Source organism: Faecalibacterium sp. I4-1-79, assembly GCF_023347235.1.
Lineage (GTDB): Bacteria > Bacillota > Clostridia > Oscillospirales > Ruminococcaceae > Faecalibacterium > Faecalibacterium tardum.
In genome coordinates this window covers 2886747-2900399 of sequence record NZ_CP094467.1, presented here as the reverse complement: position 1 = coordinate 2900399, position 13653 = coordinate 2886747, and the positions used below count along the sequence as shown (strand labels likewise).

The window sequence follows — 13653 nt, the reverse complement described above, 5'->3', positions numbered from 1 at the left end:
TTATACTGTATCTCACCCAAAACAGAAAGGAAAAGCTATCATGTTTGATATTTTCAATATGCTCAAAAAAGAGGCACACACCGCACCCAAGCAGGTGACCCGCGATACCATCATCGGCGACATTCTGGATATGGACCAGACCACCGCACCATACTTTATGGAGATCGGGATGCACTGTCTGGGCTGCCCGGCTTCCCGCGGGGAGACCATCGAGGAAGCCTGCGAAGTGCACGGCGTGAACTGTGACGAGCTGCTGGAGAAGCTGAACACCCATCTGGCAGCCAAGAAGGCCTGAGTGCTGCCCACACTGGATGCGCGTCTGACCGCAGCGGCAGAGCTGGTGCGCCCGGGACAGCCGGTGGCGGACATCGGCTGCGACCACGGCAAGCTGACGGCGGTGCTGGCGGCTTCGGGCAGGTACCCGAAGGTCATCGGGGCAGACCTGCGCCCCGGCCCGCTGGCAAAGGCAAAACAGACGCTGGAAAATGCAGGTTGTCTGGACCGCGCTGAACTTCGGCTTGGCGACGGTCTTTCTGTGTTGTCTGCCGGGGAGGTGGGCAGCATCGTGCTGGCGGGCGTGTCGGCACAGACCACATGGGAGATCATCGAAAAAGCGCCGTGGGTGTCCGCTGTGGGCGGGCCGCGCCTTGTCATGGTGCCTGCCACCCGCCACAGCGAGCTGCGCCGCTGGTTGTGGCAGCATGGCTTTGCCCTTGTGGCAGACCGCCCGGTGCAGGCCGCTGGCCGCTGGTACGCGGTGATAGCGGCAGAGTACACCGGTAAGGTGACAGAGCCCACCTTTACCCAGTGCTTGCTGGGGGATACCGGCCGCTGGCCGGAGGGCGCGGGCTACGCCGCGTGGCAGCGGGCAAAGCTGCCCCGGATGCGGCTGGGCGTGCCGGACGGTAGCCCGCTTGCCGCAGAGATGGACGCCATTCTGAAAGAGGGAAACTGAAATGACCACGGTACAGCAGGTATACGAAGTAATGCAGCGGCTTGCCCCGCCGGAACTGGCAGAGCACTGGGATAACCCCGGCCTGCTGGTGGACTGCGGCGGCGAGGTGCGCCGGGTGCTGGTGACGCTGGATATCACCCCAGAGGTGGTGGCAGAAGCGGCGGCAAAGCAGTGCACGGTCATCGTGGCGCATCACCCGGTCATCTTTGACCCGCTCAAGCGGCTGTGCCCCGCCGATGTGCCCTATCAGCTGGTGCAGGCGGGCATTTCCGCCATTTGTATGCACACCAATCTGGATGCCGCCGAGGGCGGGGTGAACGATGTGCTGGCAGACATTTTCGGCATCCGGCAGCGCACCGCCTTTGCGGACGGCTGCGGCCGGGTAGGGAACATCGACCCCATCACCGTGCCGGAACTTGCTGCGCTGGCGCAGCACAAGCTGGCTGCCCTGTGCAACGCGCCGGACACCGGTGCAGCGGTACAGGTGAAGTTTGCCGACACCGGAAAGCCGGTGCGCCGGCTGGCGGTCATCAGCGGCGCGGGCGGCAGTCTGTTTGCCGAAGCCATCGCCGAGGGCGCGGACTGTCTGCTGACCGGCGAAGCCAACCACCACCATGCGCTGGACGCCAAGCGGCTGGGGCTTTCCCTGATTGCTGCAGGGCATTACGCCACCGAGTTCCCGGTGACCGCTGCTGTGGCAGCTGCCCTGCGCGCCGCCCTGCCGGAGGTAGAGGTGCTGGTGAGCACCGAGAACCGCGACCCGTATACTTATTTATAAAGAGAGAACCTTCTCCGTCATTGCTGCGCAATGCCACCTCCCCCGAAAGGGGGAGGTCTTTCAGCATAAACCGAAAAACTGGCAACGCCGCAGGCGACTGAGAGGGTTATAGATAAAACGAGGTAAACACTATGGCACTGGATGCCGCGACACTGGCGCTGACGGCAGCGGAGCTGAAAGCCACCCTGACCGATGCCAAGATCGCAAAAATTTTTGAACCGACCCGGGATGAGCTGGTCATCACCCTGCGCACCCGCACCGATACCTACGCGCTGCTGCTGTCTGCCCGCAGCGGCTCTGCACGGGTGTGCCTGACCGAGGAAACCTTTGAAAACCCCGAGACGCCGCCCTCCTTCTGTATGCTCATCCGCAAGCACCTGACCGGCGGCAGACTGCTGGACGTGCACATGGAGCCGGGCGACCGCATCGTCTACTTTGATTTTCAGTGCACCAACGAGATGGGCGACCTTGTGCGCAATACCCTGTGCGCCGAGCTGATGGGGCGCTACTCCAACCTTGTGCTGGTGCAGAGCGGCAAAATTATCGATGCCCTCAAGCGGGTGGATTTTGAGGACAGCGACGTCCGGCAGCTGCTGCCGGGTCTGCCCTACACCACACCCCCCAAGCCTGCCCGCCCGGATTTTCTGCTGGTGAGCAGCGCATCCATCGTGGCAGCGGCCTGTCAGCGGGAGCTGCCGGTGGCAGATGCTCTGAACAAGACGGTAGCCGGTGTAGGGCCGGTGGTCTGCCGCGAAGCCGCATGGCGCGCCTTTGACGGGGAGCATCTGCCCGCCAACGAGCTGACTGATGCCCAGAAGCGCAGCCTGATGGCAGCAATCGACGAGCTGAAGGAACTGCACGCGCAGGGCGGCTGTCCCTGCAGCGTCACCGCGCCGGACGGCAAGCCGGTGGAGTATACCTTCTTCCGTCCGCAGCAGTATGGCGAGCAGTACACCATCCGGGAGTGGCCGTCCTTCAACGCGATGCTGGAGGGCTACTACGCCGAGAAGGACCGCGCTGAGCGGCTGCGCACCAAGAGCAAGGAGCTGCACAAGGCGGTGCACAATATGTATGACCGCGCTCTGCGCAAGCAGGCGGCACGGCAGGAAGAGCTTGCTGCCAGCGGCAAAAGCGAAAAGCTGCGCCTGTACGGTGAGCTGCTGTCTGCCAACCTCTATCTGGCGCAAAAGGGCATGAAGAGCCTGACCGTGCCCAACTGGTACGACGAGGGCAAAGAGGTGACCATCCCGCTGGATCTGCGGTTCAGCCCCAGCCAGAATGCCCAGAACTTCTTCAAGAACTACAAAAAGAAGCAGACCGCCGCCCGGATGCTGGTAGACCTGCTGGCCGAGGGCGAAAAGGAGATCGCTTATCTGGAAACGGTGCTCTACGAGGTGGAAAGCGCCTCCGGCGAAGCCGCCCTGAACGAGATCCGCATGGAACTGAAAAATCAGGGCTACCTGAAATACTACAAGCAGCGGGACAAAAAGCAGAAGCCTGCGGACTTTCTGCGCTATACCTCCAGCGACGGCTTTGAGATCTTGATAGGCCGTAACAATGCCCAGAACGACAAGCTCACCCTGCACACCGCCCGGGGCAAGGACCTATGGTTCCATGTGCAGAAAGCACCCGGCAGCCACGTTGTGGTCATGAGCCGGGGCGAAGACATCCCGGACACCACCAAGCAGGAAGCTGCGGAGCTGGCGGTCATCCATTCCAGCGCCTACAAGGCGGGCACCGGCGCCAAGGTGGCAGTGGACACCACCGAGGTGAAGAACATCTGGAAAGCAAACGGTGCCAAGCCCGGCATGGTGCTGTACGAGGTGTACACCACCGTCTACATCACGCCCCGGGAAGGGCTGGAGGAACAGCTGAAGAAGAAATGATTTGAACTGCGCGCCGCGCTGCTCTGCGCATCTTCAGCGGAAGAAAACTTTATAATTTCGGACTGCCGGAGCGTCTGCGGACGCTCCGGCAGTCCATTTTCACGGGTGGGGTCGTAAAGGCAAACGGCATTTGCAGCGCCTGCTTCCTGCGGAAGCGGCGGCGCTGCGGGGAAAGCTTCTGCTTGTCGCAAGCGTGCAGGGACGCTCCGCTGGGCCAGAGGCAGGGAGGGGTGTTCCGACTCCCCCCTCCCTACCTCTGGACTCCACCCACCCCGCAACGCAACAACTGCGACCGCCGCCAGCGGCGGAAACAGGGAGCAGTTGTTGGGGCAGCGGCCAGCAAGACGCGAGTGCCGCCCAAGGCACGAAGCGGATGCTGGGTGCCGCAACCCGTCGTCAAGGGCTACACGCCCTTGACAATCCTAAAGAAGAAGTCGAAGCACAAAAAAGCTAGCGCTGCGCCAGTCGGCGCTATCGCTTTAACGCTTTTTCGCTTCTCCATCCATAGCCCCTCAGTCGCTGCGCGACAGCTCCCCCAGGGGAGCAACCGCGCCCGCAAGCTTTGCGGTTTAGCCGGAAACTTTGCCGCCATGCCAAAGGCTCCCTCCTAGAGGGAACTGGCATCGCGCAGCGATGACTGAGGGAGTTCCCTTATATAATATGTATAACCCCCGCCTTTCCCGCCCATACTGATGCTGCAAAGGGGAACGGGGGAGTTTTCCACCGGCAGAAAGCGCTGAGATTGTGCATCTTGCACAGAAAATGCGGCCATTGACAAAACAGAGAAAATAAAAAAGAAAAATCGTAATTTTCTGCAAAAAACACTTGCCAAATAGACGAAGATGTGATAAAATATCTCTCGGCTGCAAAAGGCTTGTGCGATACAAGTCGTGCAGGCCAGCGATATGCGTTGATGCGGGAGGTTGTCATCCGGCGATAGCTGCGATGGGTTATTTCCGCGGAGTATGTCCGATCTTAGAACCGGGCGAAAAAATTACTGACAGCGATGGAATACGTTCCCTCGGCAGAGAAGTTACTCCTCTGCGAAACGGGCGGAACCAATGTTCGGATTTGATTTGCTAATATGTTTCCGGGAGAACTGCCATGCGGTTCACCGGTTTTTATAGTGCCAAATCGAGGAACACCCGGAACTGTGTAGAGCAATTTATCGGCTCGCCTAGGGCAAAAACAATTTTTCAGGAGGCGTAAGCAATGGCAGTCAAAGAGAAAATCAGAATCCGTCTGCAGAGCTATGATGCTCAGCTGATCGATGCCGCAGCAGAGAAGATCGTGGAGACCGCAAAGCGCACTGGCGCTCGCGTGTCCGGCCCCATCCCCCTGCCCACCGATCGTGAGGTCGTTACCGTTCTGCGCGCTACCCACAAGTACAAGGATAGCCGCGAGCAGTTCGAGAGCCGCACTCATAAGCGTCTGATCGACATTCTGAAGCCGTCCAACAAGACGGTCGAGGCTCTGATGAGCCTCCAGCTCCCCGCTGGCGTGGACATCGAGATCAAGCTGTAAACCACACACGATCAAATTCGATGCCCTCGTTTCCCGAGGGGTCATGTTGGCAGTGACGTGCGCTGCCAACCAATAACCTTTACAGGAGGAAAAGAAAATGGTTAAAGGCATTATCGGCAAGAAAGTCGGTATGACCCAGCTGTTCGATGAGAGCGGCAAGGTTATCCCCGTCACCGTCATCGAGGCAGGCCCCTGCACCGTCGTGCAGAAGAAGACTGTCGAGAGCGATGGCTATCAGGCTGTTCAGCTGGGCTTCGGCGAGGTTTCCGCCAAGAAGGTCAACAAGGCAGCTGCAGGTCACTTCAAGAAGGCAAACGTTGCCCCCAAGAAGACCCTGCGTGAGTTCCGTCTGGACGACGTTTCCGCAATGAACGTTGGCGACATCCTGAAGGCTGACGTCTTTGCAGCAGGCGACAAGGTTGACGTTGCAGGCGTTTCCAAGGGCAAGGGCTATCAGGGCGTTATCAAGCGCTTTGGTCAGCACCGTCTGCGTGAGAGCCACGGCACTGGCCCGGTGGCACGTCATGCAGGTTCTATGGGCGCTATTTCCAACCCCTCTCGCGTGTTCCCCGGCAAGCGCCTGCCCGGCCACATGGGCTGCGTGCGCGTTACCGTGCAGAACCTGACCGTTGTCAAGGTTGACACCGAGAACAATCTGATCGCTGTCAAGGGTGCGGTTCCCGGTTCCAAGGGCACCATCATCACCCTGGCCAACAGCGTCAAGGCGTAAGGAGGAAAGCTACAATGGCAAAGTTTAATGTAGTCGATATGAACGGTCAGCACGTTAGCGAGATCGAGCTTTCCGACGCCGTGTTCGGTATCACCCCGAATGAGAAGGCTGTCCACATTGCTGTGGTGAACTTCCTGGCCAACCAGCGTCAGGGCACCCAGAACACCAAGATCCGCATGGAAGTTTCCGGCGGCGGCAAGAAGCCTTGGCGTCAGAAGGGCACCGGCCACGCTCGTCAGGGCTCCATCCGTGCTCCGCAGTGGACCCACGGCGGCGTTGCTCTGGGCCCCAAGCCCCGCAGCTACAACTACCACATCAACAACAAGGTCAAGCGTCTGGCTCTGCTGAGCGTGTTGTCCGACAAGGCTGCCAATGGCAACATGGTCGTCGTTGACAAGTTCGCTTGCGACGAGTACAAGACCAAGGCTGTGGTTGCTATGCTGAACGCTGTGGGCGCCGGCAAGAAGAACCTGCTGGTCAACGAGACTGTCGATGCAAAGTTCGTCAAGAGCGCTGGCAACATCGCCGGTGTCAAGACCACCTTCGCAGGCAGCGTGAACACCTACGATGTGCTGAACGCCGACAAGCTGATCATCAGCGTCGACGCAGCTAAGAAGCTCGAGGAGGTGCTTGGCTAATGAAAACCGCACATGATATCGTCCTGAAGCCGGTCATTACCGAGAACTCCATGGCTGGCATCGCTGACAAGAAGTACACCTTCAAGGTCGCTACCGATGCTACCAAGGTCGAGATCGCTCAGGCAGTTGAAGTTCTGTTCCCCGGCGTCAAGGTCGCTAAGGTGAACACCGTCTCCGTCCGTGGCCGCTTCCGCCGTCAGGGTATGCACGCTGGTTACACCGCTGCATCCAAGAAGGCTATCGTGACCCTGACCAAGGACTCCAAGGAGATCGAGTTCTTCAACAGCATGGTCTGATAGAACCCGCCGAGGGTTCCTCTATGGGGATATGACCCCGATAATAATTCATAAGATAAACAAAGGAGAATAGCACAATGGCTATCAAAAAGTATGGCCCCACTACTCCGGGCCGCCGCGGCATGACCGTCACGGATTACAGCGTCCTGAGCAAGGTCGCTCCTGAGCGCAGCCTGCTGGAGCCCATGAAGAAGCACAGCGGCCGCAACAACACCGGTCGTATCACCGTCCGCCATCAGGGCGGCGGCAACCGCACCAAGTATCGTGTCATCGACTTCAAGCGTCAGAAGACCGATATCCCCGCTACCGTTAAGACTCTCGAGTACGATCCGAACCGCAGCGCATTCATCGCTCTGGTCGAGTACACCGATGGCACCAAGAGCTACATCATTGCTCCCGATGGCCTGAAGGTGGGCGACGTGGTCGTCAGCAGCAAGTCTGCCGATATCAAGCCCGGCAACTGCCTGCCCTTCGAGAACATCCCCGTCGGTACCATCATCCACAACATCGAGCTGTATCCCGGCCGCGGCGCTCAGCTGGTTCGTTCCGCTGGCAACATGGCTCAGCTGATGGCTAAGGAGAATGGCTACGCTCTGGTTCGTCTGCCCTCCGGTGAGATGCGCAACGTGCCCCTGAACTGCACTGCAGTCATCGGTCAGGTTTCCAACATCGACCACGAGAACGTCAACCTGGGCAAGGCAGGCCGCAAGCGCCACATGGGCGTGCGTCCCGGCAGCCGTGGTACCGTTATGAACCCCTGCGACCATCCCCACGGTGGTGGCGAGGGCCGCGCACCTGTTGGTCACTCCGGTCCTATGACTCCCTGGGGCAAGCCCGCTCTGGGTCTCAAGACTCGCAAGCATCATAAGCGCTCCGATAAGCTGATCGTGAAGCGTGCAGGTAAGTAAGAGAGGAGTTTAAGACAATGGGTAGAAGCATTAAAAAAGGACCTTTCGTCCAGGCTGCTCTTATGAAGCACGTTGAAGCGATGAACGCTTCCGGCAAGAAGCAGGTCATCAAGACCTGGAGCCGCGCCTCCACGATCTTCCCCGAATTCGTTGGTCACACCTTTGCCGTCCACGATGGCCGCAAGCATGTGCCTGTGTATGTGACTGAGGACATGGTTGGCCACAAGCTGGGTGAGTTCGTTCCCACCCGTACCTTCAAGGGCCACACTGGTAATTCTAAGTAATAGAGGGAGGAACACAACATGGAAGCTCGGGCAATTCTTCGTTATGCCCGCATTAGTCCTCGTAAGGTGTCTATCGTTATGGACCTGATCCGTAACAAGCCCCTGGACGAAGCGCTGGCAATCCTGCAGTACACCCCGAAGGCAGCTTGTGAGCCCCTTCTGAAGCTGGTGAAGTCTGCAGCCGCTAATGCGGAAAACAACTTCAATATGGACAAGAACAACCTCTACGTCGCCGAGTGCTACGTTTGCCCCGGCCCGACGCTGAAGCGCATGATGCCTCGTGCACAGGGCCGCGGCTACCGCATCCTGAAGCGCACCAGCCACATGACCGTTGTTCTGAAAGAGAAAGAGTAAGGAGGGAAAACAATGGGCCAGAAAGTAAATCCGCACGGCATTCGTGTCGGCGTTATTAAAGACTGGGACAGCCGCTGGTTTGCCTCCAAGAAGGATTTCAGCGATAACCTCGTCGAGGATCACAAGATCCGCACTGAGCTGAAGGCTCAGCTGAAGGACGCTGGCGTCCCCAAGATCGAGATCGAGCGCACTGTGGATCCTTCCACTTCCGCTCCTCGCGTTACCGTTAACATCTACTGCGCTAAGCCCGGTATGGTCATCGGCAAGGGCGGCGAAGAGCGCATCGCCCTGCAGAACAAGCTAACCAAGGAGTATGGCAAGACTGTTATCGTCAATGTCATCGAGGTGAAGAGCGCCTCCACCAACGCACAGCTGGTTGCTGAGGACATCGCTCGTCAGCTGGAGAACCGCGTCACCTTCCGTCGTGCTATGAAGCAGTGCATGCGCAATGCCATGAGCCCCCGCGATCGCGCAACCGTTCCCGCAAAGGGCATCAAGGCAATGTGCTCCGGCCGTCTGGGCGGCGCTGATATCGCCCGCACCGAGAGCTACCACGAGGGCACCATCCCCCTGCAGACCTTGCGCGCCGACATCGACTACGGCTTTGCAGAGGCTGCTACCACCTACGGCCGCATCGGCGTTAAGGTGTGGATCTACAAGGGCGAGGTCCTCAAGAGCGCAAAGACCGCTCCTAAGAAGGAAGGAGGCAACAAGTAATGTTACTGCCTAAGCGTGTTAAGTACCGCCGCGTTCAGCGCGGCCGCATGACCGGCAAGGCTACCCGCGGCAACGTGGTGTGCCAGGGTCAGTACGGCCTTGTTGCTCTGGAGCCGGCATGGATCTCCTCCAAGCAGATCGAGGCTGCCCGTGTTGCCATGACTCGTTACATCAAGCGTGGCGGCAAGGTTTGGATCAAGATCTTCCCCGATAAGCCCGTGACTGAAAAGCCCGCTGAGACCCGCATGGGCTCCGGTAAGGGCTCTCCCGAATACTGGGTTGCAGTCGTGAAGCCCGGCCGCGTGATGTTCGAGCTGGCAGATGTCGATGAGGCAACTGCTCGCGAGGCTCTGCGTCTGGCTATGCACAAGCTGCCCATCAAGTGCAAATTTGTTGTCCGTGAGGACTCCGTGAAGGAGGATGGCACCAATGAAGGCTAATGAACTCCGCGAAATGCAGACCGCAGAGCTGACCAGCAAGCTGGCAGATCTGAAGGCTGAGCTGTTTAACCTGCGCTTCCAGCATGCCATCAACCAGCTGGAGAACCCCGGCCGCATCGAAGCAGTCAAGAAGGACATCGCCCGCGTGATGACCGTTCTGGCTGAGAAGCAGTAAGGAGGTTAAACGATGGAAGAACGTAATCTGAGAAAGACCCGCGTCGGCGTTGTCGTGTCCGACAAGATGGATAAGACCATCGTGGTTGCCGTTAAGGATAGCGTGCAGCACCCCCTGTACAAGAAGATCCTGAAGCGTACCGTGAAGTTCAAGGCTCGTGACGAGCAGAACGAGTGCGGTATCGGTGACCGTGTTGAGATCATGGAGTGCCGCCCCCTGAGCAAGGATGTGCGCTGGCGCCTGGTCCGTATCGTTGAGAAGGCAAAGTAATCTTTGCCCGCTGCTTTGAACAGTTTGAAAGGAGATATCTGATATGGTTCAGATGCAAACTTATCTCAAAGTTGCCGACAACACCGGTGCCAAGGAGCTGATGTGCTTCCGTGTGCTGGGCGGCACCCGCAAGAGATACGCAAACATTGGTGACGTCGTGGTCTGCTCTGTCAAGAAGGCAGCCCCCGGCGGCTCCGTTAAGAAGGGCGACGTCGTCAAGGCTGTCATCGTGCGCAGCAAGCATGGCGTGCGCCGCGACGACGGTTCCTACATCCGTTTTGATGAGAACGCCGCCGTTATCGTTATGGCCGACAAGAACCCCAAGGGTACCCGTATCTTTGGACCTGTTGCTCGCGAGCTGCGTGATGCCGGCTACACCAAGATCCTGAGCCTGGCTCCGGAATCGCTGTAAGGAGGTTTTAAAAATGAATAATCTTCATGTTAAAACCGGCGACAACGTGATGATCATCAGCGGCAAGGACAAGGGCCACACTGGTAAGGTCCTGCAGGTCAGCCCCGCTGAAGGCAAGGTCATCGTTGAAGGCCAGAACATGGTTACCAAGCACGTCAAGCCCCGCCGTCAGGGTGAGCAGGGCGGCATCGTTAAGGCCGAGGGCGCTATCTACGCTTCCAAGGTCATGCCCGTCTGCCCCAAGTGCGGCAAGGCCGTGCGTGTGGGCCACGTTGAGAAGGACGGCAAGATGGTTCGCGTCTGCAAGAAGTGCGGCGCTGAGCTGTAAGAAAGGAGTAAGGAACAATGGCTCGTTTGAAAGAACAGTATGTCAATGAAATTGCTCCTGCTCTGAACTCCAAGTTCGGTTACAAGAGCGTTATGCAGATCCCCAAGCTGGACAAGGTCGTCATCAACGTTGCCTGCGGCGAAGCCAAGGAAAACGAGAAGATCCTGGAAGCAGTTATGAAGGATCTGGGCCAGATCACTGGCCAGAAGGCAGTCGTCTGCCGTGCCAAGAAGAGCGTTGCTAACTTCAAGCTGCGTCAGGGCACCCCCATCGGCTGCAAGGTCACCCTGCGTGGTGAGCGTATGTACGAGTTCGTGGATCGCTTCTTCAACGTGGCTCTGCCCCGTGTGCGCGACTTCCGCGGCATCAACGGCAACGGCTTTGACGGCCGCGGCAACTTTGCCTGCGGCATCAAGGAGCAGATCATCTTCCCCGAGATCGAATTCGAGAAGGTCGATGCTGTCCGCGGCATGGATGTCTGCTTCGTCACCACCGCAAAGACTGACGAGGAGGGCAAGGAGCTGCTGAAGGCTCTGGGCGCTCCCTTCGCAGAGAACAACTAAGGGAGGAGATTTGTACAATGGCTAAACTGTCTATGAAGCTGAAGCAGTCTCGTCCTGCTAAGTTCTCTACCCGTGCATACACCCGCTGCCGCATCTGCGGCCGTCCCCACTCCGTGCTGCGCAAGTACGGTGTGTGCCGTGTGTGCTTCCGTGAGCTGGCCTACAAGGGCGAGATCCCGGGCGTGAAGAAGGCTTCCTGGTAATTACCAGAGGGCTGGATAGAATGTCGGATATCCGCCCCGGGGCAAACAACTTGTTTCGGGGCGGTATCATTATAAAACAAATGAGAGCTAATCTAAGGAGGTTAGTGGCAAATGCAGATTACTGATCCTATCGCGGACCTGCTGACTCGCATCCGCAACGCTAGCACTGCCAAACACCCTTCTGTGGAGATCCCCGCTTCCAACATGAAGAAGGCTATCTGCCAGATTCTGGTTGACGAGGGCTACATCAAGGGTATGCAGGTCAAGAACGACACTGTTCAGGGCACCATCGTTGTCACCCTGAAGTATCAGGCAAACGGCGAGCCCGTTATTGCCGGCCTGCGCCGTGTGTCCAAGCCCGGCCTGCGCATCTACACCAACTGCGAGGATATGCCCAAGGTTATGAAGGGCCTGGGCACCGCGATCATTTCCACCTCCAAGGGCATCATGACTGACAAGGCTGCACGTGCTGAGCACGTCGGCGGCGAAGTCCTGGCCTACGTGTGGTAAGAAAGGGGTAAAAGACAATGTCGAGAATTGGAAGAAAACCCATCGTCATTCCTGCCGGTGTCACTGTCACTGTCGATGAGGCAGAACACACTGTTACCGTCAAGGGCCCCAAGGGCAGCCTGAATTCCAACTATCATCCCCTGATGACCGTTAAGGTCGAGGGCAATGAGGTTTTGGTTACCCGCCCCAATGACGAACCCAAGGCCCGCAGCCTGCACGGCCTGACCCGTACCAACATCGCCAACATGGTGAACGGTGTTGTGAACGGCTACGAGAAGAAGCTGGAGATCGTTGGCGTTGGTATGCGCTGCCAGAAGCAGGGCTCCAACCTGGTCATGAACCTGGGCTTCTCTCATCAGGTGAATATCCCCGATACCGAGGATTGCACCATTGTGTGGCAGGATCCCAACCACTTCTCTGTTACCGGTATCGACAAGCAGAAGGTCGGCCAGTATGCTGCAGAGATCCGCGGCAAGAAGCCGCCTGAGCCGTACAAGGGCAAGGGCATTCGCTATGCTGGCGAGGTCGTCAAGCACAAAGAAGGCAAGGCCGGTAAGGGCAAGAAATAAGGTAAGGAGTGAAAGACAATGGTTAAGCAGATCGACAAGAACGAAGCTCGTCTTCGTCGTCATCGCCGCGTTCGCAACAAGATCAGCGGCACCGCAGCACGTCCTCGCCTGGATGTTTTCCGCTCCGCCAAGCACATCTACGCTCAGATCATCGATGATGAGCAGGGCGTTACTCTGGTGTCGGCGTCCACTATGGACAAGGACTTCAACGGCAACGGCGGCAACGTCGAGGCCGCTGCTGAGATCGGCAAGAAGGTTGCAGCAAAGGCTCTGGAAAAGGGCATCACCGAGGTCGTGTTCGACCGTGGTGGCTACGTTTATCATGGCCGTGTTAAGGCCCTGGCTGATGGCGCCCGTGAGGGCGGCCTGAAGCTGTAATGAGAGGAGGAAACACATTATGGCTATGAGAAACCGTGAAGACGACGGCATGATCACCAAGGTTGTGTCTATCAACCGCGTTTCCAAGACTGTCAAGGGCGGCCGCATCATGAAGTTTGCTGCTCTGGTTGTCGTTGGCGACGGCAAGGGCACCATCGGCTACGGCATCGGCAAGTCCGGTGAAGTTCCCGAGGCTATCCGCAAGGGTGAGGCCGCTGCCAAGAAGAATATGCACAAGGTTGCCCTGAAGGGCACCACCATCCCCCACGAGATCGTCGGCAAGTACGGCGCAGGCGCTGTTCTGCTCAAGCCGGCTGCACCCGGTACCGGTATGATCGCCGGCGGCCCCGTGCGTGCCGTCATTGAGGCTGCTGGCATCAAGGACGTTCGTGCGAAGTCTATGCGTTCCAACAACCCCATCAACGTTGTTGCTGCTACCTTTGCAGGTCTGTGCGGTCTGGTCAGCGCCGAGTCTGTCGCTGAGAAGCGCGGCAAGACCGTGAAAGAAATTCTGGGTTAAGGAGGTAACTAACCATGGCAGATAAGATGCTCAAGATCGAGCTGAAGAAGAGCCTGATCGGCCGCGGCGCTAAGCAGATCGCTACCGCTGAGGCTCTGGGCCTGAAGAAGCCGGGCGACGTTACCGTTCAGCCTGACAACGCCGCTACGCAGGGCAAGATCGCAAAGATCGGCTTCCTGCTCAGCGTCACCGAAGCCTAATAGCAGGGGGTATAC

The 13653-nt window shown here is 58.3% G+C and carries 24 protein-coding genes; all 24 read left to right on the top strand.

Annotated elements, in window-relative coordinates; all coding sequences use genetic code 11:
- Nucleotides 1-40: 40 nt before the first annotated feature.
- The 24 genes from MTP36_RS14300 (at nt 41) to rpmD (ending at nt 13638) form a co-directional block, all read left to right on the top strand.
- Complete coding sequence (locus MTP36_RS14300; protein ID WP_005921897.1) at nt 41-295, top strand: DUF1858 domain-containing protein; 255 nt, start codon at nt 41-43, stop codon at nt 293-295.
- Entirely contained in the window at nt 296-955 is a 660-nt protein-coding gene (locus MTP36_RS14295; RefSeq protein ID WP_249251488.1) for a class I SAM-dependent methyltransferase, read from the top strand.
- A gap of 1 nt (nt 956) precedes the next feature.
- Entirely contained in the window at nt 957-1733 is a 777-nt protein-coding gene (locus MTP36_RS14290) for a Nif3-like dinuclear metal center hexameric protein (protein ID WP_249251486.1), read from the top strand.
- Nucleotides 1734-1864: 131 nt separating this feature from the next.
- A complete protein-coding gene (locus MTP36_RS14285) occupies nt 1865-3619 on the top strand; it encodes an Rqc2 family fibronectin-binding protein (RefSeq protein WP_249251484.1) in 1755 nt (584 codons plus the stop codon).
- A gap of 1212 nt (nt 3620-4831) precedes the next feature.
- Nucleotides 4832-5143 carry a 30S ribosomal protein S10 gene (gene rpsJ, locus MTP36_RS14280; RefSeq protein WP_005921888.1) on the top strand — a complete coding sequence of 104 codons (312 nt, stop codon included), beginning with the start codon at nt 4832-4834 and terminating at the stop codon, nt 5141-5143.
- A 97-nt stretch (nt 5144-5240) separates the two neighbouring features.
- Complete coding sequence (gene rplC / locus MTP36_RS14275) at nt 5241-5873, top strand: 50S ribosomal protein L3 (RefSeq protein WP_005921887.1); 633 nt, start codon at nt 5241-5243, stop codon at nt 5871-5873.
- Between the two features lie 14 nt (nt 5874-5887).
- A complete protein-coding gene (gene rplD, locus MTP36_RS14270) occupies nt 5888-6511 on the top strand; it encodes a 50S ribosomal protein L4 (RefSeq protein WP_005921886.1) in 624 nt (207 codons plus the stop codon).
- Nucleotides 6511-6807: a 50S ribosomal protein L23 gene (gene rplW, locus MTP36_RS14265; protein ID WP_005921885.1), complete on the top strand. Its 297-nt coding sequence runs from the start codon at nt 6511-6513 to the stop codon at nt 6805-6807. Before rplD ends, rplW begins: the two co-directional genes overlap by 1 nt.
- A gap of 77 nt (nt 6808-6884) precedes the next feature.
- Complete coding sequence (rplB, locus tag MTP36_RS14260; protein WP_249251483.1) at nt 6885-7715, top strand: 50S ribosomal protein L2; 831 nt, start codon at nt 6885-6887, stop codon at nt 7713-7715.
- A 17-nt stretch (nt 7716-7732) separates the two neighbouring features.
- Nucleotides 7733-7999 carry a 30S ribosomal protein S19 gene (gene rpsS / locus MTP36_RS14255; RefSeq protein ID WP_005921883.1) on the top strand — a complete coding sequence of 89 codons (267 nt, stop codon included), beginning with the start codon at nt 7733-7735 and terminating at the stop codon, nt 7997-7999.
- 18 nt (nt 8000-8017) lie between these two features.
- On the top strand, nt 8018-8353 hold the full coding sequence (gene rplV / locus MTP36_RS14250; protein WP_005921882.1) for a 50S ribosomal protein L22: 336 nt from the start codon (nt 8018-8020) through the stop codon (nt 8351-8353).
- Between the two features lie 12 nt (nt 8354-8365).
- Entirely contained in the window at nt 8366-9070 is a 705-nt protein-coding gene (gene rpsC / locus MTP36_RS14245) for a 30S ribosomal protein S3 (protein WP_118657947.1), read from the top strand.
- A complete protein-coding gene (rplP, locus tag MTP36_RS14240) occupies nt 9070-9510 on the top strand; it encodes a 50S ribosomal protein L16 (RefSeq protein WP_005921880.1) in 441 nt (146 codons plus the stop codon). Before rpsC ends, rplP begins: the two co-directional genes overlap by 1 nt.
- Nucleotides 9500-9685 (top strand): 50S ribosomal protein L29, encoded by a 186-nt coding sequence (gene rpmC / locus MTP36_RS14235; protein WP_005921879.1) that lies wholly within the window; start codon nt 9500-9502, stop codon nt 9683-9685. Before rplP ends, rpmC begins: the two co-directional genes overlap by 11 nt.
- 12 nt (nt 9686-9697) lie before the next feature.
- On the top strand, nt 9698-9955 hold the full coding sequence (rpsQ, locus tag MTP36_RS14230) for a 30S ribosomal protein S17 (protein WP_005921877.1): 258 nt from the start codon (nt 9698-9700) through the stop codon (nt 9953-9955).
- A gap of 43 nt (nt 9956-9998) precedes the next feature.
- Nucleotides 9999-10367, top strand: coding sequence for a 50S ribosomal protein L14 (rplN, locus tag MTP36_RS14225; protein WP_005921875.1), 369 nt, complete (start codon nt 9999-10001; stop codon nt 10365-10367).
- 13 nt (nt 10368-10380) lie between these two features.
- Nucleotides 10381-10695 carry a 50S ribosomal protein L24 gene (rplX, locus tag MTP36_RS14220; RefSeq protein ID WP_015537247.1) on the top strand — a complete coding sequence of 105 codons (315 nt, stop codon included), beginning with the start codon at nt 10381-10383 and terminating at the stop codon, nt 10693-10695.
- A 17-nt stretch (nt 10696-10712) separates the two neighbouring features.
- A complete protein-coding gene (gene rplE / locus MTP36_RS14215) occupies nt 10713-11258 on the top strand; it encodes a 50S ribosomal protein L5 (RefSeq protein WP_005921869.1) in 546 nt (181 codons plus the stop codon).
- Nucleotides 11259-11275: 17 nt separating this feature from the next.
- On the top strand, nt 11276-11461 hold the full coding sequence (locus tag MTP36_RS14210) for a type Z 30S ribosomal protein S14 (RefSeq protein ID WP_005921866.1): 186 nt from the start codon (nt 11276-11278) through the stop codon (nt 11459-11461).
- Nucleotides 11462-11572: 111 nt separating this feature from the next.
- A complete protein-coding gene (gene rpsH / locus MTP36_RS14205) occupies nt 11573-11971 on the top strand; it encodes a 30S ribosomal protein S8 (protein ID WP_005921861.1) in 399 nt (132 codons plus the stop codon).
- 17 nt (nt 11972-11988) lie between these two features.
- Complete coding sequence (gene rplF / locus MTP36_RS14200) at nt 11989-12540, top strand: 50S ribosomal protein L6 (protein WP_055185963.1); 552 nt, start codon at nt 11989-11991, stop codon at nt 12538-12540.
- Nucleotides 12541-12558: 18 nt separating this feature from the next.
- A complete protein-coding gene (rplR, locus tag MTP36_RS14195; RefSeq protein ID WP_005921856.1) occupies nt 12559-12918 on the top strand; it encodes a 50S ribosomal protein L18 in 360 nt (119 codons plus the stop codon).
- A gap of 19 nt (nt 12919-12937) precedes the next feature.
- Nucleotides 12938-13438 (top strand): 30S ribosomal protein S5, encoded by a 501-nt coding sequence (gene rpsE / locus MTP36_RS14190; protein ID WP_005921854.1) that lies wholly within the window; start codon nt 12938-12940, stop codon nt 13436-13438.
- Between the two features lie 14 nt (nt 13439-13452).
- Complete coding sequence (gene rpmD, locus MTP36_RS14185; protein ID WP_005921851.1) at nt 13453-13638, top strand: 50S ribosomal protein L30; 186 nt, start codon at nt 13453-13455, stop codon at nt 13636-13638.
- Nucleotides 13639-13653 lie beyond the last annotated feature (15 nt).